Source organism: Aeromonas sp. TW 6, assembly GCF_013168745.1.
In the GTDB taxonomy this organism is placed as follows: Bacteria; Pseudomonadota; Gammaproteobacteria; order Enterobacterales; family Aeromonadaceae; genus Aeromonas; species Aeromonas caviae.
In genome coordinates, this window is the sequence record NZ_JABERS010000022.1 from 1 (window position 1) to 17,879 (window position 17,879).

Sequence of the window (17,879 nt, forward strand, 5' to 3'; positions counted from 1 at the left end):
GTTGGTTAAGATCTCGACTATTTACAGCTTGGCAACGCAAGGTACAATTAAAATCGTACTTGGAGCCGTTCAACTGATCGAGACTTGATCAACTTGTGCAGAGAATGATCATGCGTCGGCCCTGGCCAATCTCGCAGTCTCTGTTTCGAGGCCCTGCGTCAGGCTCGTGCTGGCCAGTTCAGCGAAGCGGATGCCTTGCTGCTCCAGGCCACCGACGCGGGGAAGGCTGCCCATGCCGTACAAACCAAACTGATTGAAGCCGATGAGGGCGAAGGCAAGACCAAGATGACACTGGTCATGGTACATGCCCAGGATCACCTGATGACCTCCATTCTGTGCCGCGAACTGGCCACCGAACTGGTCGAGATCTATCGCCGCCAAGCCAGCTGATTTTAACTCATCGGATCGGGAGTCCGTGCTTTTGCCACCGTTATATACGGTGGCTTTTTTTATTCTGGTTATACCAGCCAGCCGTCATGTCTTTCATACCTTTTTCAGGCAATTTCAAAAGTATGAAACTGTCATGACGCGATACCAGTATAAGTTTCAATATCTGTTTATGGCTATTCTGATGCTGCTTGTAGTCATCAATAAAACACTCATTAATAAACACACAGGAATGTGGATAATATGCGTAAACTTGGACTGATGTCAGTATTGCTGATGGCGGGAGGATTATATTCCACTCAGGCATCGGCATGGTGGTGGAGCAATCAGGATTGGCAGGTCTCTGATGGTTGGCGCAATGGCGGGTCAGAATTCGACTGTACCTGGCGTGCCGCCAACGTCTGGATGGAGTCCGGCACGGCCATCCTCCATGCGAAATCCGACAAAGGAAACAAGAGCTGCGCTGAGCTGCGAACCTACAACTACACCCGTAAGGGTCGTTATGAGGTGCAGATGCAGGCAGGATCGGTGCCCGGCACCATCAGCTCCTTCTTTACCTATACCGGAGATGCAGGCACCAGCTCTCACTATGAAGTCGACATCGAGCTGATGGGCGGCACCAACCTGCTCCATACCAACGTCTGGATCCAGGGGCGTCAGTATCCCCAGGACATCGACCTGGGCAAGTACGGTATCTCCATCTGGAACATGGAGCGCTACGCCTTCAACATCGACGAGGCGGGAGTCACCTGGCAGGTCTTCAGCCGCACCCAGAACAAATGGGTGAGCGTGCGCCGCGAGAGCCGCCCCATCACCAGTTGGATGCAGACGTTTGTGAATAACTGGATCAGCGCCAACCCGAGCTTCCCGCCCAGCTCCTACAACGGCCAGCCCGTCTACGCCAAATACAAGTACGCCAATGTGACGCCCTGGGAGTGATCGCGATGGTCAACTAAATCCGGGCACACGGCGGCATACCCAAAACCGAAGACACAAAAAAGCCCAACTGAATAAATCAGTTGGGCTATATAGATGGCGGAGGAGGTGGGATTTGAACCCACGGATGGTCGCCCATCGCCGGTTTTCAAGACCGGTGCATTCAGCCGCTCTGCCACCCCTCCGCAGCAGTGCGACGCATATTACCCATGCCCCCAGCCCTTGTAAATCCCTACTCCGTTTGTTTGCCCATTTATTGGGCTATCTGGCGCACAAAACCGGCAAAACCGCTGCAAACCGTGCTTTTTCAAGCGGATGGCTTGACTTGAAAACAGACTCACCCACTATAGGGGCCACTACCACATCCCCAGCAAGATGGACTTATGAGAATCAAACATGCCCTGTTCGCCGCCCTGACCGGCGCGACCCTGCTTGCGGCGCCCGTGCAGGCGAGCGAGCTGACCAAGAGCGATGTCGAGCAGATCGTGCGCGACTATCTGGTCAAGAATCCGGAGATCCTGGTCGAGATGTCCAACGCCCTGCGTGCCAAGCAGGAGAGCCAGCAGGCCGAGAACGACAAGACGCTGATAGAAGCCCATGCCAAGCAGCTCTTCGCCAACCAGGATCCCGAGAGCGGCAATCCCAAGGGCAGCCTGACGGTGGTGGAGTTCTTCGACTACAACTGCGGCTACTGCAAGCGCGCTCATCCCCTCATTCAGCAACTGCTCTCTGAGGACAAGGAGATCCGCTACATCTACAAGCAGTTCCCCATCCTGAGCGAAACCTCCTACTACGCCGCCCGCGCTGCGCTGGCGGTGAAGCTCGGCCAGCCCGACAAATACCAGGCCTTCCACGACAAGCTGTACGCCCATCAGGGACCCCTCTCCGATGAAGCCCAGGTGAAAGACGTCGCCAGGGCCGCCGGCGTGGACTGGAGCAAGGTAGAGGCGAAGATCAAGGACGGCAGCATCGATCAGAATCTGGGTACCAACCGGGCGCTGGCCGAAGCCATGGCCATTTCCGGCACCCCGGCCTTCATCATCGGCGATCAGATCCTGCGCGGCGCACCGCGGGATCTGGCCAGCCTCAAGGCCATCATCAAGGATGTCCGCGCCGGCAAGAGCATTCAGTAACCCACGCGTTGTTCATGAAAAAACGCCCCGGCATGCCGGGGCGTTTTGCTATTCAGGCTGCAAACCATCAGGCCTGATGGGTCGTCGCGAGAAGCTGTCAGCAAGGCGAAGAGCAGTGCAGAGACCCGAGTCTATATGAATAAATGAGGTTCCCGAGCAGCCCATGACCAGTGATCACGGCTTCGCAGCAGGGCCATAACCGTTCGGGTTCTGGCTTTGCCAGCGCCAAGTATCGATCATCATCTGCTCCAGACCCCGCTCAGCCTGCCAGCCCAGCTCGTCACGGGCCAGAGCCGGTTCAGCCCAGCACTCGGCGATGTCACCGGGACGACGGGGCTTGATCTGGTAGGGAATGGCACGGCCACTGGCTGCCTCGAACGCCTTGACCATCTCCAGCACGGAATAGCCCTGACCGGTGCCGAGGTTATAGGTGAAGACGCCGGTATCACTCTTGATGCGGGCCAACGCTTTGAGGTGACCGATGGCGAGATCCACCACGTGGATATAGTCTCGCACCCCGGTGCCGTCCGGGGTCGGATAGTCGTTGCCAAAGACCCCCAGCTCCTTGAGCTTGCCCACGCCGACCTGACTGATGTAAGGCAGCAGGTTGTTGGGGATGCCGTTGGGATCTTCACCGATGAGGCCGCTCTCGTGAGCCCCCACCGGGTTGAAGTAGCGCAGCAGCACGATGGCCCAGCGGGGATCGGATTTGGAGAGGTCACGCAGGATCTCTTCGACCATCAGCTTGGAGCGGCCATAGGGGTTGGTGGCGCTGGTGGGAAAATCTTCCCGCAGGGGTACCGAGGCCGGATCCCCATAGACGGTGGCCGAGGAGCTGAACACCAGCCGAAACACGCCGGCCCTGGCCATCTCTTCGCACAGCACCAGGGTGCCGGTCACGTTGTTCTGATAGTAGGTGAGCGGGATCTGGCCGGATTCCCCCACCGCCTTGAGGCCGGCGAAGTGGATCACGGATGCTATCCTGTGCTCGGCAAACAGCCGCTGCAGGCAGGCTCTGTCCAGAATATCCCCTTCCACGAAGGTGACCGGCTTGCCGGTGATCCGCTCGACCCGCTTGAGCGATTCGGGGGAAGCGTTGGAGAGGTTGTCCAGTACTACGACCTGCTGCCCGGTACCAAGCAGCTCGACCAGGGTGTGGGAACCGATGTAACCGGCTCCCCCCGTCACCAGAATTGTCATTTTTTATCCCGTACTTTGCTGAAACTGGGGTTGAGTCTACCCGCACGACCCGCCCGGGAAAAGCTCGGGATACCAATGACGCCCGTCAGTACTCCAGGCTCACATCCCCTCTGGCGGTGCAGGAACAGGCCAGCGCCACCCCGTTCTCGAGGTCCTGCGCGCTCAGGGTCATCACGCTCTGGCGCTCGATTTCGCCTTCCGTGGTGCAGCGACAGGCGCCGCACACCCCGGCGCGGCAAGCGGCCATCATGGTCTCCCCCGCCCCCTCCAGTGCCGCCAGCAGGGTCTGGCCAGGCAGTATCTTCACTTTCTTGCCGCTCTTTTTGAGGGTCAGCCAGAAGTGGTCGCTATCGGCCGCAACTGGCGCCGCACTCGATGTTCCAGCAGGCAGGCCGAACGACTCCTGGTGCAACTGCTCGGGGGGCAGCCCGAGCCCGGCCAGCATCTCGCTCACCACCGCCATATAGGGGGCTGGCCCGCACAGATAGACATGGCGGCTCAAGAGATCCGGCGCCAATTCCTTGAGCATCCCCGGTGTGAGCCGGCCAACCCAGGGATGAGCCGTTGGCGCCTCTTCCCCAACTTTCTCCAGCACTAAAGCATGGCGCACACCGGCATGAGCCTCGGCCAGTGAAGCCAGTTCCCTTGCGAAGATCACATCCCCGGGGGTTCTGGCGCTGTGAATAAAGCGGATATCGGCGTCCGGTCGCTTGGCGAGCTCGTCCCGCAGCATGGCCCACATGGGGGTGATGCCGGAGCCGGCGCTGAGCAGCAGCGGCCGCTCGCAGGGGAGCGCGGTCAGGTGGAAATCGCCGAAGGGGCCGTCTACCCGGATCTCGTCCCCCACTTGCAGGCTCTGGTGCAGATGGTGAGAGACCAGCCCCACATCCTTGATGGTGACCTGCCAGAAAGGATCCTGCGGGCTGGAGGAGAGGGTGTAGGCGCGGCAGTGGGGCTGGCCGTCAATCATCGTGTGCAGGGTGACGCACTGGCCAGCCAGCACGGAGGGCAGGTCGCCAGCCAGGGGTTCAAATTGCCAGCTCGCCACGTCGTGGGTCTCTGCCCGGCGGGCTATACAGCGCAGGCTCAAAGAGGTGGAGGTCATCGCAAGGCTCCTCTTGCTCGGAAATAGCGTTGAAAAAAGGCGAGCCATCAGGCTCGCCAAAGGCTTACAACATGCTGAGCGTGTAAGGCTGTATCTTTGCTCAGGCCGCCAGGATCTCGGCGAGATCCGCGTCTGCCGTGGTGGTTCCTTTCAGGCCGAACTGCTCCTCCAGCACCTTGAGCAGGGCCGGGGTGAGGAAGGCCGGGGCGGTCGGGCCGGTGCGGATGTCCTTCACACCGAGCGCCAGCAGGGTGAGCAAAATGACGATGGCTTTTTGCTCGAACCAGGAGAGCACCAGGGTCAGGGGCAGATCGTTGACGCCGCACTCGAACGCGTCGGCGAGCGCCAGGGCCAGCTGGATGGCGGAGTAGGCATCATTGCACTGACCCACGTCCAGCAGGCGCGGAATACCGCCGATGTCGCCGAAATCGAGCTTGTTGAACTTGTACTTGCCGCAGCCCAGGGTCAGCAGCAGGCTGTCCTGCGGGATCGCCTTGGCAAACTCGGTGTAGTAGGCGCGCTCGGCACGGTCACCGTCACATCCCCCCACCAGGAAGAAGTGGCTGATTTCGCCAGCCTTGACCTTGTCGATCACTGCGGGAGCGGCCTGCATCAGGGCGTTGCGGGCAAAACCGATGGTGATGAAGTGCTCGAGCTCAACGTGCTTGAAGCCTTCCAGCGCTTGTGCCTTGGCGATAACGGCAGAGAAATCTTCCCCTTCCAGATGAGTCACGCCCGGCCAGCCGACGATGGAGCGAGTGAAGATGCGATCCGAGTAGTTGCCCACGTTCGGGTCGATGATGCAGTTGGAGGTCATCACCACGGCGCCCGGGAAGTTGGCAAACTCCTTCTGCTGGTTCTGCCAGGCAGAGCCGTAGTTGCCCACCAGGTGCGGGTACTGCTTGAAGAAGGGGTAGGCCAGCGCCGGCAGCATCTCGCCATGGGTGTAGACATTGATGCCGGTGCCCCTGGTCTGCTCCAGGATGAGCTTGAGATCCACCATGTCGTGACCGGAGACCAGAATGCACTTGCCCGGTACCGGAGTGACGCGTACCTGGGTCGGCTCGGGGTGGCCGAAGGCGGTGGTTTCACCGAGATCCAGCATCTCCATGATCTTGAAGTTCAGCAGGCCAATATCCATGGCGCACTTGAACAGGGGATCCAGATCGCAGGGATCCGTGCCGAGCCAACTCATGATGCGATGGAATTCGGCGGCGACCCCGGCATCCTGCTGATCCAGCACCCGGGCGTGTTCCATGTAGGCGGCGGCCCCCTTGAGGCCGTAGAGGCAGAGCAGGCGCAGCCCCATGATGTCTTCGTTGACGTCGTTCTTGCCCCGGTTGACCGCGGTCTGCGGCGCCTGGGCAAGCTGGGCCAGCAGATCGGCACCCGGCTCGAAGCTGGCCGCGGCGGGCAGTGTGTCGGCCTGCACCGCCAGCGGTGCCAGCTTGGCGGCCAGTTGCTGGCGATAGGCCAGCGCCTGGTTGACGTAGGCGACGATGCGAGCGGAGTCGAAGTTGACGTTGGTGAGGGTGGCAAAGAACGCCTTGGGCACGAAAGCGTCTATTTCGCTGTCGACGATGCCGTGCTCGCGGGCCGCCAGGGCCCAGGCGCTGAGCCCTTGCAGGGTATAGATCAGCACATCCTGCAGATCAGAAGTTTCAGCCGTCTTGCCGCACATGCCTTGTGCATAGGCGCAGCCGTTGCCTGCCGGGGTACGAATAGTCTGTTCACATTGCACACAAAACATCATGTCTCTCCTAATTGGACATTTCAGTTATCTGTTTTGTGGCGATTCTATTCCCCTCCTGGAAAACTTAATAGGCATTCAATTTACCAATTAACATTTCATTGATGCAGATCAAATAGAAAAAAGCCGCCCAAATCGGGCGGCAAGCGGGTGGGAAATCAAGGAGAGACAACTCGGGTTTGCAACAACAGGGGCAATGATACGGGCCGGAGCATGGGCAGCCGGCCCCAGGTTCATCAGGCCAGATAGGCGCGCAGCATCCAGACCAGTTTCTCCTGCTGCTGCACATAGTCGGAGAGGATGGACGCAGTCCCTTCATCACCGGCATCGGCGGCCTGACCCAGGATGCGGCGCTGGGCAACCAGCAGTTCGCGGAAGCTCGCCAGCAGGGATTCCACGCAGGCACGACCGTCATGCAACCCCTTCTGCTCGGGGATGGCGGACACCTGGATGTAGTCGCTGAAGCTGTGCAGGGGCACCCCATCCAGGGTCAGAATGCGTTCGGCCAGGGCATCGACTTTCAGCAGCAGGTCGTTGTAGATCTCTTCGAATTTCAGGTGCAGCTCGAAGAACTGGTTGCCGCGGATGTTCCAGTGGAAGCCACGGACGTTCATGTAGAGGATCTGGTAGCTGGCCAGCAGCTTGTTGAGCTCGGCGGCCAGGGCTTGTGATTGAACGGTATCAAGACCAATGGGGCTCTTCATGATTCACCTCCAGGTGGTAAGCATTATCGGGAACGGAGTCAGCTTATCCAGAAGCAGACTCAAAGGACAATCGTCCGTGCCTTGCCGATCCATAGCCAATGGCTATCGTCGGCAAAAAAATGCACCGGCTTTCATTGCTCAAGCCGTTCGATATAGAGGATCACCTCGCCGAGATGAATGCCGAACTTGCTGATCTTCGCGCGGTTGATCAGGCGGTCGTCGTCCAGCAGATACATCCAGTCATCAAAGCTCACCCTCACCACGCTCTCATCCGGCAGAGCCAGATCGAGTTGATAACGCCAGTTGAGGGCAAAGCCCTCTGTCTTGCCTACCGCCTCCCCCACCACGTCTGAAGCCGTGCCGCGCCAGTGGCCATCCGCCCCCTTGCTCAAAAACCAGGTGCGGGTCTGCCGACGGCCATCATCGAAGTAGAACTGCTCGAACAGCTCCCCCTTGCCCTCTCGCCAGTGCCCCTGCATCTCGACCCGAAAGCGACTGGTCACTTCGCCGCTGCGGTCCGTCACCAGGCCGTGGGCCACCAGCTTGCCATTGAAGAAACGGGCGAGATCCCAACCCGGCCGGGAGCCGCGATAATCGTCAAGACCCGCGCCGCAACCAGAGAGCCACAGCAGGGGCAGCAACCAGGCAAGACGCCACCAGGAAGAGAACTTCATGGAATACTCCATCAGGATTGGCCGCGCAGGCGGCGGGTCAGAGCGGGATCCCGGCTGTCGTCAGTCAGCCAGATGGCAAGAAACGCGGGGGCGAAGGCGGGATCATCAAGAGAGCCAAGGAGGCGATCTCGCAACCAGAAGTGGCCCGTGCCTTGCTCGTCCACATAAAAAACCAGCTTGTCGCCGGGGACGACATCCGGCCAGAGCGTGGCCAGTCGAGCCAGCCAGCGTTGGCGCTCACTCTCGCTGCCAAGGCCGAGTCGATGCCACTCGGCGGCGGTCGCCTCCAGCAGATCCTGGCGCTCGATGGCCCTCGCGTAGGTAATGCTGAGGGCCTGCGGGTAGCGCCCCGGCTGATAGCGACCGCTCTCGCTGTAGAGGGTGGCGTCATAGAGCTTGAACCAGAGCCAGCGCATCTCCCCCTGTCCCACGGTGCGCAGCCCCTGCCAGGGGGCGGCAACACTCTGGGCGGTCGCAAACAGTGGCAGGCTCAAGGCCGCCAGCAGCAGGCTAGTTCCACCCCATGTGCCAACGGGCGGGATCCTCCAGTTCATGCCAGTCCATCTCCTGTTCCTGCAGGGTGTTGATATCCTGCATCACCACGCTCGCCAGATGCCCCTGGGCATCGCGCTGGCAGGCCACCACCAGGTAGAAACGCTCGGCCAGCTCGCACTGGCCATCCCTGGTCCACTTGGAAAACAACAAGGTGTCGGTCGAAAAGGTGTTCATCTCGTCTCACCCTCCAGCTTGACCGTTACCCACAGGAGTACGGGTAACCACCACATCCAGATCACCGCCAGCAGCACTGCGCTTGTCCAGATGCCCCAGGGTAAGTTTACTGCCCCCATGGCGGCCCCCGCCATATAGGAGGAGGCGCCCCCTACCATGCCGAACAGCCCCTGTTGCCAGCGCGGCAAGGGGCGAAGCCAGCGAAGGCCGTGGGAGAGGGTCAGGGCGAAACCGCACCAGAGCAGCAACAGCCAGAGCGGAAAACCGGACGGAAAGTGAAACAGGCCGAGGCGCCAGAGCAGGATGTCGAGCAGGCAGCCTGCCAGGGCGACCGGGATGAGGCGCCAGTCATGCCCACGGCGGGGGGAGAAGATGAAATGGAGCAGCAGCATCCCGAGCAGCGGGCCCGGTTGCTGCCATGTCACCGCCAGCAACCAGTAGAGGTTGAATCCCAGCAGGTGGGCCCACTGCCACATGATCAGCGACCGTGTGCCGGCAAGTCCCCGGACCAGCCATGGGGCCCCGGCTTGGCGGCCTCCAGTTGCACCAGGCTGATGGCCCGCTCCCAGAATCCCCCTTCACAGTAGGCGAAATAGAAGTGCCAGAGCCGGATGAAATCCTGGCTGTAACCGAGCTTGGGCAGCTCCGGGGCCAGCGCCAGGAAGCGTTCGCACCAGTGGGCCAGGGTACGGGCATAGTGGTGGCCGTGATCGTGCAGCCGTACCAGCTGCATGTCGGTCTCCCGCGCCAGCAGACCCGCCATCTGGGAGACGCAGGGCAGGCAGCCTCCCGGGAAAATGTAGCGCTGGATGAAGTCCACCCCGCGCAGATACTGGGCGTGGCGCTGATCGGCGATGGTGATGGCCTGGATCAGCAGGCGTCCGCCGGGCTTGAGCAGGCGCGACAACTGGCGGAAATAGTCGGGCAGGAAGGCGTGCCCCACCGCCTCGATCATCTCGATGGAGACCAGCTTGTCATAGCGTCCCTCCAGCTTGCGGTAATCCTCCAGCAGCAAGGTGATGCGATCCCCCAGCCCCTCCCGCTCGATCCACGCCTTGGCATAGTCGTGCTGGGCCCGGGAGATGGTAGTGGTGGTGACCCGGCAGCCGTAGTGACGGGCCGCATAGACGGCGAGACCGCCCCAGCCGGTGCCTATCTCCAGCAGGTGGTCGTCCGGCCCAAGCTCAAGCCGCTCACAGATGGTGCGCAGCTTGGCCTGCTGCCCCTCCTCCAGGGTGGCATCCGGGTGGGGATAGATGGCGCTCGAATACTGCATGTGATCGTCGAGAAAGCCCTGATAGAGGGTGTTGCCAAGGTCATAGTGGGCGGCGATGTTGGCGCGCGAACCGGTCAGGGTATTGCGATTGAACCAGTGGCGCACCTTGTTGAACGGGAAGCTGAGCCAGCCGAGGCGCCGTTCCAGGGCGTCGAGCAGCGGCAGATTGCGGGCCAGCAGGCGCACCAGTGCCACCGGCTCCGGGCTGGTCCAGAGACCCTCCACCCAGGTCTCTCCTGCGGCGATGCTGCCCCCCAGCAGCAGGCGGCGATAAAACGCCGGATCCTGCACCACCAGCTCGGCATGCAGGTCGCTGCCCGCCTTGCCGAAGCGGTGGCACTCGCTGCCGTCGTGAAGCACCAGTTGACCCTGCTCAAGGCGCGCCAGCAATTTGAGCAGCAGTTGCTTGGCCCCCTTATCGATGAAAGAGGCAGAGAGGGTTGATTGAGCAAGTTCCATTAGCGGCTCTCCGAATGGGTCAAGAGTGGGGTCGTTCGGTTGGGATGAACCCGCACCATGGGCTGCTGACAACACCAGGAAGCGGAATTAAACGGGTGTGTCGGCGTCATGGGCGGCTCTCCGGATGGGTGAAGACGGGGGTGCGTTTGATAAAAAGGCGCAGGGCCTGCCAGTAGATCCCGAGCAGCACCTTCAGGGTCATCCAGGGCCAGCGAACCAGCAGCGCCGCCAGCCCCTTGCGCGACAGCGGCGCGCGGCGCAGGGCCAGGGTGGCGTCAAACAGCTTGCTCTCACCGGATACGGGGTGGCTCTCGATATGGATCAGCGCCTCCTCTTTCGGCGCCCGGATGCGCCAGTGGTAGCGCATCCCCAGTCCCATGAAGGGGGAGACATGAAAATCCTTGTCATGGGGGGAGAGCGCCGCCAGATCCAGCAGGTAGTAGTGGCGCTCGTTCCAGGGGGTATTGGAGACCTCCGCCAGCAGGTAGCGGGTCTCCCCCGCCCGATCGCAGAAGTAGAAATTGACCGGGCTGAAATAAAACCCGAGGCAGCGCACGTTGCCAAGGAGCAGCACCCGCCCGCCGGGCTCCGCATCCCCCCCAAGGGCCGCCACCTTGTCCCAGACCGCCTGCTTGAGGGGCCCTTCGCTGCCCCGCAGATAGTCCTCGCGGCGAAACGAGAGCAGTCCGGCCCGCTCCACGGCAAACCAGCGCCCCTGCTCAAGCCCGGGCAGTTCGTCCAGATCCAGCCCCAGCATGAAGAGGCTGTATGAAAAAGCGTGGGCCCTGGGGGCGAAGCGGCGGTGGCGCACCGAGCCTTGCCAGATGGCGCTGATCCCCTCCCCCATTCCCTCGTCCCCTTGCGTCAAGGCTGCGGCGCCGCTCATAGCTCGGCCCCGAAGCGTCTGGCCACGTCCAGGGCGCTGCGCACCCCGTCCTCGTGAAAACCGTTGTACCAGTAAGCCCCGCAGAAGTGGGTATGCTGATGGCCACAGATCTCGCCCCGTCGCTGCTGGGCGGCGATGGAGCCCTGATTGAATACCGGATGATGATAGACGAAACGGCGCAACACCTTGCTCTCGTCCACCCGTCCACGGGGATTGAGGCTGACGCAGAAGGGCGCGGGGGAGCTCACCCCCTGCAGGATGTTCATGTTGTAGCTCACCAGGGGGCGCGCCCCGTCATCCTCACCGAGCTGGTAGTTCCAGCTCGCCCACGCCTTGCGGCGCATCGGCAGGCAGGAGGCGTCGGTGTGCAGCCAGACGTCGTTGGCCTGATAGGGCATGTTCCCGAGGATGGCCCTCTCTCCATCGCTCGCATCTGCCAGCAGGGCCAGGGCCTGATCGCTGTGGCAGGCGAAGATCACCTCGTCAAAATGGGCCTCCTGCCCCTGGCTGGTGACCACGACGCCATCCGCCACCCGGCGCACCGCCTCCACCGGGGTAGCGAGGCGGATGCGCGACTGCCAGCCCGCCGTGAGCGGCCCTATGTACTCTCGCGAGCCACCCGGGATCACATACCACTGGGGCCGGTTCGCCACCTCCAGCAGCCCGTGGTTGGCGAAAAACCGCAGGAAGAAGCTCAAGGGGAAGGCACGCATGTCCGCCAGGGTGGAGGACCAGATGGCCGCTCCCATGGGCAGGATGTAGTGGCGGGCGAAATAGTCGCTGAATTTCCCCGCCAGCAGGAAGTCCCCCAGGGTCAGCTCGGGGGTCAGCTCCCGCTGGCGATGCGCGGCCAGCCAGGCCCGCGCCTCCCGGTTGAAGCGCAGTATCTCGGCGACGAAGCGATAGAAGCGCGGGCTCAGCAGATTGCGGCGCCGGGCGAACAGGGTATCGAGGTTGTGGCCGTTGTACTCCATCCCCTCGGGACTCTTGACCGAGAAGCTCATCTCGGCGGGTTGGCGCCCCACCCCGATGCGCTCCAGCAATTTGAGGAAGTTGGGATAGGTGCGGTCATTGAAGACGATGAAGCCGGTGTCGATGGCATAGTGGCGCCCAGCCTGCTCCACCTCCACGGTGGCGGTGTGGCCTCCCAGGGTCGGCGCCGCCTCGAACAGGGTGATGTCATGCAGCTTGTGGAGCAGAAAACCGGCGGTGAGACCGGAGATACCGGAGCCGACGATGGCGATCTTTTTCTTCATGAAGGGCGTCCTTTCGAAACGAGTGTGCGGCCAAGGCGCAGCCAGAGCCCCGTCGGCAGGGCGCCGAGCAGGCGCAGCAGCCAGATGAAGCGACGGGGAAAGTGGATCTGGTGGCGACCGGCGGCAAGCCCCGTCATGATGGCGCGGGAAGCCTCTTCCACCGTCACCAGGCAGGGCATGGGAAAATCATTCTTGTCGGTGAGCGGCGTCTGCACGAAGCCCGGGCGGATCAGGGTCACCCCGATGCCCTTGCTGGCCAGATCCAGGCGCAACGTATCCGCCAGATAATCGAGGGCCGCCTTGGAGGCGCCATAGGCCTCCGCCCGTGGCAGGGGCAGCCAGCTCACCGAGGAGCTGACGATGGCAAGCCGTCCACCCGCCCCCAGCCGCGGCAGCAAGGCAGCCAGGGCGTTGCCGGTGGCAATGAGGTTGGTCTCGATGACCCGGGCAAACAGGGCGCCGTCAAAGCCTTCTGCCGGATCCATGTATTCACAGTTGCCCGCATTGAGAATGAGCAGGTCGAGGGCGGGCAGGCTTGCGGCCACCCCGGCCATGGCGGCGCTGTCGCGCGCATCGAATCGCAAAGGGGTGATCCCCAGGTCGGCCAGTGCCTGCAAGCGCACCTCGTCCCGGCCACAACCCCACACCTGCCAGCCGGCGCGCCGATAATCCAGCGCCAGCTGGCGGCCGATGCCCGAGGTGGCCCCGGTGATCAGCACCCGGCCACTCATGTCCCCAGCCTCCCCTTGATGGCCCGTACCACGGGCCCCAGCAGTGGCAACTGCTCGTAGAGCATGGCCCCGAGATCGAAGTAGTCCCGGTGCAGGCACACCTTGCCCCAGGAGTCGAACGTCAGCCGGGTGGCCCCCTCGACCCTGACGGCCCGACCACCGGCAATCCTGGGGTGGGAGAAGGTCATGACCCAAGCGAGCCAGGCTTCGTTGCCCGACTGCTGCTGACTCGTTATCTCGAAACTGCACTGGGCAAGGCGCTCATAAAGGGAGGAAAAGTAGCGGGTGAGCGCGGCTAGCCCCTCTATCCGGTGCGCAGGATCGATGAAGAGCACCTCATCGGCATAGATCTCCGGCAAGCGGTGCAACTGATGCTTGTCCAGTTGCAGGTAGAGGATGACAAAGCGGGCCAGCGCGTCATTCATGCTAGTTTTTCTCCAATTCGCGGAACATCTCGATGGCCCTCACCCGTGCAACGGCATGATCCACCATGGGGGCCGGATAATCCTGCCGCCCCTTGAGCCGCAACCAGTCGTGGGGCTCGTGGAGATAGGCAGCAGGCACATCCGCCAGCTCAGTGACCCAGGTACGAATGAACTCCCCTTGTGGATCAAATCGTTGCCCCTGGGTAGTGGGGTTGAAGACCCGGAAATAGGGCGCCGCATCGGCCCCTGTCCCCGCCGCCCACTGCCAGCCGCCATTGTTGGCCGCCAGATCCCCGTCGATGAGCCGGCTCATGAAGTAGTCCTCCCCGAGCCGCCAGTGGATGTGGAGATCCTTGGTGAGGAAGCTCGCCACTATCATCCGCAGCCGGTTGTGCATCCAGCCGGTGGCGTTGAGGCAACGCATGGCCGCATCGACCACGGGGTAGCCGGTGCGCCCCTCGCACCAGGCGGCGAAGGCATCCGGATCCCAGCTCCACGGCAGGGCCGCCGTCTCCGGCTTGAAGGGGCGGTTCATGGAGAGGCTCGGGATCAGCACCAGCAAGTGGCGGTAGAACTCGCGCCAGATGAGCTCATTGAGCCAGACGAAACCGGGTTGGGCCTTCGACTGGGGCCGGTAGCCGAGACGCTGCTGCAGCGCCCCCACGCACTGGCGGGCACTGATGATGCCCGCCGCCAGATAGGGGGAGAGCACGGAGGTGCCCGCCAGCGCCGGAAAGTCCCGGGTCTCGCCGTAATCGAGCACCGCCTGATCCAGAAAAGCGTGCAACCGGCGGCTCGCCTCGGCCTCCCCCACCGGCCAGCGGGTGTCCGCCGTCAGATCCCCCAGCCCGTCGTCCACCCACTCCCGCTCGGCCAGGGGCAGCCACGGCAACGGCTCGCCGCGTGGTGCGGGGGCACGGTGAATGACGAAGCCATCCTCCTCGAGAGCCTTGAGCCAGGCGCGGCTGAAGGGGGTGAAGACCTTGAACATCTCCCCCGACCCGGTCAGTACCCGACCGGGCGGCAGCACGCAGCAGCCGTTGAACCAGTGGCTGGTCAGGCCCTGCTCCCCCAGCGCGGCGCTGACGGTGTGGTCGCGGCGCAGCTCGTCGATCTCGATGGCCTGGTTGGCGTAGAGCTGGCTCACCCCGAGCTCCCGGCAGAGCGCCGTCAGCGCCGTCGGCACCTCGGCAAAGGTCTCGACCCGCAGCAGATGAAGCGGAATGCCGAGGGCCGCCAGCTCGCGGCCCATGGCATCCACCTGTGCCAGCATGAAGCGCTGGCGGACCGGGGCCAGCTTGTGCGCCTGCCACTGGGTCGGCGAGACGATGAAGAGTGCGGCGACCGGTTCATCTCCGGCGCAGGCGTGGCGCAGGGCCGGGTTGTCGGCCAGACGCAGATCGTTGCGAAACCAGACCAGCCTCATGACGGTGTTCTCCCGCCCTTGCCCTTCGCCTTGGCAGTGCGGGTCGTCGCACTGACCTCTGCCAGGGTGGCGTGCCAGTTGCGGGCACGCCGCCACGGCTCATCGTAGAGGCGTCCCAGCTCGCCAAAGAAGCGGGTGCCCGCTGGCCATTCGGCGGCCAGGTCCTGCTTGCCGAGCCCGGCCCCCAGCAGGATCAGCCAGGGAGGAGTGGCGCGCCCCTCCAGCAGGGTGGCATGGCGGGGCTCCACCGCCCCCAGCAGTTGCACCTCATAACCCTGACCGATGAGCTCATACGCAGCCCAGACCAGATCCAGCGGCCCCACCTGCCCCCAGCTTGCCAGGGTGACGGGGACGCCCTTCTCCTGCTCGATGAGGTGGCGGGCGAAGCGGGTATGCAACCAGCCGAGCCACACCTGTTGCAGCAGCTCGCCATCGGGGCGCTCGCGCCACAGCCCCAGCAGCCGCTCCACCAGGGGCTGCAGCACCCGGCTGCGCACCAGCTCGAAGGGGTAGCTCGCCAGCAGATCGCCAAGCTCGGCCTCCGCCTTGCGCTGGTTGAAGGCGAGCAGCGCCTGGCTGAACTGCTCCAGGGTCTGCTGCCAGTGATCGCTCACTGGCGCACTCTGGGGCTCGCTCAACAGCCCCTTCACCTGACCTATGCTCACCCCACGCTCCAGCCAGCTCAGGATCTCGCCTATCTGGCGGATGTCCTGCTCGCTGTAGAGGCGATGGCCCTTCTCGGTTCGGGCCGGTTGCACCAGCCCGTAGCGGCGCTGCCAGGCGCGCAGGGTGACGGCGTTGACGCCGGTGAGGCGGGAGACCTCGCGAATGGGGTAGACGCCCTCGTCGGGGAGAGGCGCGGCTGCTTGTGATTCATCAGACATGAGAGAGTCCATCAGACGTTGGGAAGAGGCCCCGGTGATCCGCCGGGGCCTGCACAGGGTGTTCAGAGCCCGTAGCGCAGCTTGAGCGTGTCGGGATGAAGGTCGAGGTAGGCCTGATCGGCCAAATCCAGCCACACCTTCACAGCCCGTAACGCAATTTCAGCGTGTCGGGATGGGGATTGAGGTACACCTGCTCGGCGAGATAGGGGTTCGGGTACTCGCGCAGGTAGTGGCGGATCAGGGTAAGGGGCACCAGCAACGGGAAGACGCCGGTGCGGTACTTGTCGATGGTGTCGCACAGCTCCTGCTTCTGGGCCGGGGTCAGCACCCGCTTGAAGTAGCCCTGCAGGTGCATCAGCACATTGGTGTGGCTGCGGCGGTTGGCTCGCAGGGTCAGCGCCGCCATCAACCCCTGGATGTAGCTGTCGGCCACCTCCTGCAGGTTGGCCTTGCCAAGGTTGGCGAGCAGGCGCCCCAGCGCCCGGTAGTGGGTGGTGGCGTGGGAGAGCACCAGGTACTTGTAGCGTGAATGGAAGCGGATCAGGGCTGAGGCGGTGATCCCCCGGGCGCAGAGCTGCTGCCAGTCGTGGTAGGCGAAGACCCGCAGCACGAAGTTCTCCCGCAGGATGGGGTCGCACAGGCGGCCATCTTCCTCCACCGGCAGCAGGGGGTTGGCCTCCATCAGCGCCTTGGCGAAGAGGCCGACCCCCTCCTTGGCGCTCCCCTCGTTGTTGGCGCCATAGATACGCACCCGCTCCATGCCGCAGCTGGGGGACTTGGCGCAGAGGATGTAGCCGGAGAGGAAGTCGAGCTGTCGTGCCTTCTGCTCACTGAAGGCAATCAGCTTGTCGGTGACGTCGAAGCTGCCGTTGCTTGCCTCGGCCCGCACCTCGCCCTGGCGCTTCACCAGCCGGATGGCGGCGCGGGGTGCGCCCAGGCCAATGGCCATCTCGGGGCAGACGGGGTGATAGTCGAAATGGGCACCCAGATCCCGTTCGCAGAAACTGGATCGTTTGTGGCCCCCGTCGAAGCGCACTTCCTGGCCGAGCAGACAGGCACTGATACCGACCTTGATCTTGTACATGATGAAGCCCCTTGTATAAGCCTTGAGTAAGTTATAGCAGTTATACAAAAAATTGGAAGCTGTATAACTATTGCGAACTGATACGGCCAGGGGGCGGCGGGCGGATCAGCCCCCATAAAAAAAACCCATGACCGAAGTCATGGGTAAAGGTGAAGACCCTGCAGGAAGGATGATCAGAAGCTGTATTTCACACCCAGGCTGGAGATCGAGCCTTTTTGCAGATCCCAGTTGCGATAGGTGTAATCGGCGGTGAGGGCTAGGTTCTGGGTCAGCTTGTACGCCGCCCCCGCCTTGAAGTCGTGCATGTCGTCGGTCATGTTGGCGTAGCGATAGCCGGTGGAGAGCTCGACGGCGCCGATGTCGTAGCGCAGGCCCACTTCTCCGTAGAGGCTGCCGCTCTTCTTGCGGGCCAGGGTATCCCAACCGGAGTGGTTCACGTCGGAGGCCAGCTCCCGTTCCAGGCTGTAGCCCATCAGGCCGGTTTCACCGTAGAGGTTCAGGCCGGTGCTGAGGGGGGTGTAGACACCCATCCCCAGGCTGGAGATGGCCATGCTGTCGTTGCCGCTGCTGCGGGAGGTGTATTCGCTGCCGATACGGCCATAGACATTGCTGGTGAAGCTCTTGGAGAGATCCAGGCTCAGGCCGCCGAAGTCGCGGTTCTCCCCATCCTTGCCACCGATGTAGTCAGACTTGGTGTGGGCCCAGGTGGCAGAGCCCTTGGCATAGCTGAAGGCATCTTGCGCCAGGACGGAGGTGGAAGAGAGACCGGCCAGAACCAGAACAGACAGTGCGATCTTTTGCATTTTGTTGACTCCATGGGTTGAGTTAGGCGGA

At 62.7% G+C, this 17,879-nt stretch carries 20 protein-coding genes and 1 tRNA gene; 3 read left to right on the top strand and 18 right to left on the bottom strand.

Annotation, left to right across the window (positions count from 1 at the left end):
• Positions 1 to 153: 153 nt before the first annotated feature.
• Positions 154 to 390 carry a PTS lactose/cellobiose transporter subunit IIA gene (locus HKD46_RS12190; RefSeq protein ID WP_171865483.1) on the top strand — a complete coding sequence of 79 codons (237 nt, stop codon included), beginning with the start codon at positions 154 to 156 and terminating at the stop codon, positions 388 to 390.
• 240 nt (positions 391 to 630) lie between these two features.
• Entirely contained in the window at positions 631 to 1,326 is a 696-nt protein-coding gene (locus HKD46_RS12195; RefSeq protein ID WP_109421954.1) for a family 16 glycosylhydrolase, read from the top strand.
• A 94-nt stretch (positions 1,327 to 1,420) separates the two neighbouring features.
• Here the strand turns inward: HKD46_RS12195 and HKD46_RS12200 are convergent.
• Positions 1,421 to 1,508: transfer RNA gene (locus HKD46_RS12200), tRNA-Ser, on the bottom strand.
• A gap of 198 nt (positions 1,509 to 1,706) precedes the next feature.
• Here HKD46_RS12200 and HKD46_RS12205 point away from each other — a divergent pair.
• Entirely contained in the window at positions 1,707 to 2,456 is a 750-nt protein-coding gene (locus HKD46_RS12205) for a DsbA family protein (RefSeq protein WP_039041345.1), read from the top strand.
• A gap of 174 nt (positions 2,457 to 2,630) precedes the next feature.
• Here the strand turns inward: HKD46_RS12205 and galE are convergent, their stop codons facing one another.
• The 17 genes from galE to HKD46_RS12290 all read right to left on the bottom strand — a co-directional run bounded on the left by galE (position 2,631) and on the right by HKD46_RS12290 (position 17,848).
• Positions 2,631 to 3,656: a UDP-glucose 4-epimerase GalE gene (gene galE, locus HKD46_RS12210; RefSeq protein ID WP_039041346.1), complete on the bottom strand. Its 1,026-nt coding sequence runs from the start codon at positions 3,654 to 3,656 to the stop codon at positions 2,631 to 2,633.
• An 85-nt stretch (positions 3,657 to 3,741) separates the two neighbouring features.
• Complete coding sequence (locus HKD46_RS12215) at positions 3,742 to 4,761, bottom strand: hybrid-cluster NAD(P)-dependent oxidoreductase (protein WP_109421953.1); 1,020 nt, start codon at positions 4,759 to 4,761, stop codon at positions 3,742 to 3,744.
• 100 nt (positions 4,762 to 4,861) lie between these two features.
• Complete coding sequence (hcp, locus tag HKD46_RS12220; protein WP_049637030.1) at positions 4,862 to 6,511, bottom strand: hydroxylamine reductase; 1,650 nt, start codon at positions 6,509 to 6,511, stop codon at positions 4,862 to 4,864.
• Between the two features lie 236 nt (positions 6,512 to 6,747).
• Positions 6,748 to 7,215, bottom strand: a complete 468-nt coding sequence (locus HKD46_RS12225) for a Dps family protein (RefSeq protein WP_010673329.1) — start codon at positions 7,213 to 7,215, stop codon at positions 6,748 to 6,750.
• A 131-nt stretch (positions 7,216 to 7,346) separates the two neighbouring features.
• Entirely contained in the window at positions 7,347 to 7,889 is a 543-nt protein-coding gene (locus HKD46_RS12230) for a DUF3833 domain-containing protein (protein WP_080768134.1), read from the bottom strand.
• A gap of 11 nt (positions 7,890 to 7,900) precedes the next feature.
• The gene (locus HKD46_RS12235) at positions 7,901 to 8,443 is read right to left on the bottom strand and encodes a chalcone isomerase family protein (RefSeq protein ID WP_167292763.1); all 543 of its coding nucleotides are present in this window, start codon (positions 8,441 to 8,443) and stop codon (positions 7,901 to 7,903) included.
• Positions 8,400 to 8,618: a TIGR02450 family Trp-rich protein gene (locus HKD46_RS12240; protein WP_010673326.1), complete on the bottom strand. Its 219-nt coding sequence runs from the start codon at positions 8,616 to 8,618 to the stop codon at positions 8,400 to 8,402. Before HKD46_RS12240 ends, HKD46_RS12235 begins: the two co-directional genes overlap by 44 nt.
• Positions 8,615 to 9,094 carry a DUF2878 domain-containing protein gene (locus HKD46_RS12245; protein WP_109421950.1) on the bottom strand — a complete coding sequence of 160 codons (480 nt, stop codon included), beginning with the start codon at positions 9,092 to 9,094 and terminating at the stop codon, positions 8,615 to 8,617. Before HKD46_RS12245 ends, HKD46_RS12240 begins: the two co-directional genes overlap by 4 nt.
• A gap of 2 nt (positions 9,095 to 9,096) precedes the next feature.
• Positions 9,097 to 10,353, bottom strand: a complete 1,257-nt coding sequence (locus tag HKD46_RS12250) for a cyclopropane-fatty-acyl-phospholipid synthase family protein (protein WP_039041352.1) — start codon at positions 10,351 to 10,353, stop codon at positions 9,097 to 9,099.
• A 106-nt stretch (positions 10,354 to 10,459) separates the two neighbouring features.
• The gene (locus HKD46_RS12255) at positions 10,460 to 11,239 is read right to left on the bottom strand and encodes a DUF1365 domain-containing protein (RefSeq protein ID WP_039041353.1); all 780 of its coding nucleotides are present in this window, start codon (positions 11,237 to 11,239) and stop codon (positions 10,460 to 10,462) included.
• Positions 11,236 to 12,495: an NAD(P)/FAD-dependent oxidoreductase gene (locus HKD46_RS12260; protein ID WP_109421948.1), complete on the bottom strand. Its 1,260-nt coding sequence runs from the start codon at positions 12,493 to 12,495 to the stop codon at positions 11,236 to 11,238. The genes HKD46_RS12255 and HKD46_RS12260 overlap by 4 nt, the downstream gene beginning before the upstream one ends.
• Complete coding sequence (locus HKD46_RS12265) at positions 12,492 to 13,226, bottom strand: SDR family NAD(P)-dependent oxidoreductase (RefSeq protein WP_010673321.1); 735 nt, start codon at positions 13,224 to 13,226, stop codon at positions 12,492 to 12,494. Before HKD46_RS12265 ends, HKD46_RS12260 begins: the two co-directional genes overlap by 4 nt.
• On the bottom strand, positions 13,223 to 13,651 hold the full coding sequence (locus HKD46_RS12270; RefSeq protein WP_171865467.1) for a nuclear transport factor 2 family protein: 429 nt from the start codon (positions 13,649 to 13,651) through the stop codon (positions 13,223 to 13,225). Before HKD46_RS12270 ends, HKD46_RS12265 begins: the two co-directional genes overlap by 4 nt.
• Before the next feature lies 1 nt (position 13,652).
• Positions 13,653 to 15,077, bottom strand: a complete 1,425-nt coding sequence (phrB, locus tag HKD46_RS12275; protein WP_171865468.1) for a deoxyribodipyrimidine photo-lyase — start codon at positions 15,075 to 15,077, stop codon at positions 13,653 to 13,655.
• On the bottom strand, positions 15,074 to 15,961 hold the full coding sequence (locus HKD46_RS12280) for a MerR family transcriptional regulator (RefSeq protein WP_109421945.1): 888 nt from the start codon (positions 15,959 to 15,961) through the stop codon (positions 15,074 to 15,076). Before HKD46_RS12280 ends, phrB begins: the two co-directional genes overlap by 4 nt.
• Before the next feature lie 139 nt (positions 15,962 to 16,100).
• Entirely contained in the window at positions 16,101 to 17,045 is a 945-nt protein-coding gene (locus HKD46_RS12285) for a DUF523 and DUF1722 domain-containing protein (protein WP_010673317.1), read from the bottom strand.
• Between the two features lie 173 nt (positions 17,046 to 17,218).
• Positions 17,219 to 17,848 carry an outer membrane beta-barrel protein gene (locus tag HKD46_RS12290; protein WP_039041374.1) on the bottom strand — a complete coding sequence of 210 codons (630 nt, stop codon included), beginning with the start codon at positions 17,846 to 17,848 and terminating at the stop codon, positions 17,219 to 17,221.
• Positions 17,849 to 17,879 lie beyond the last annotated feature (31 nt).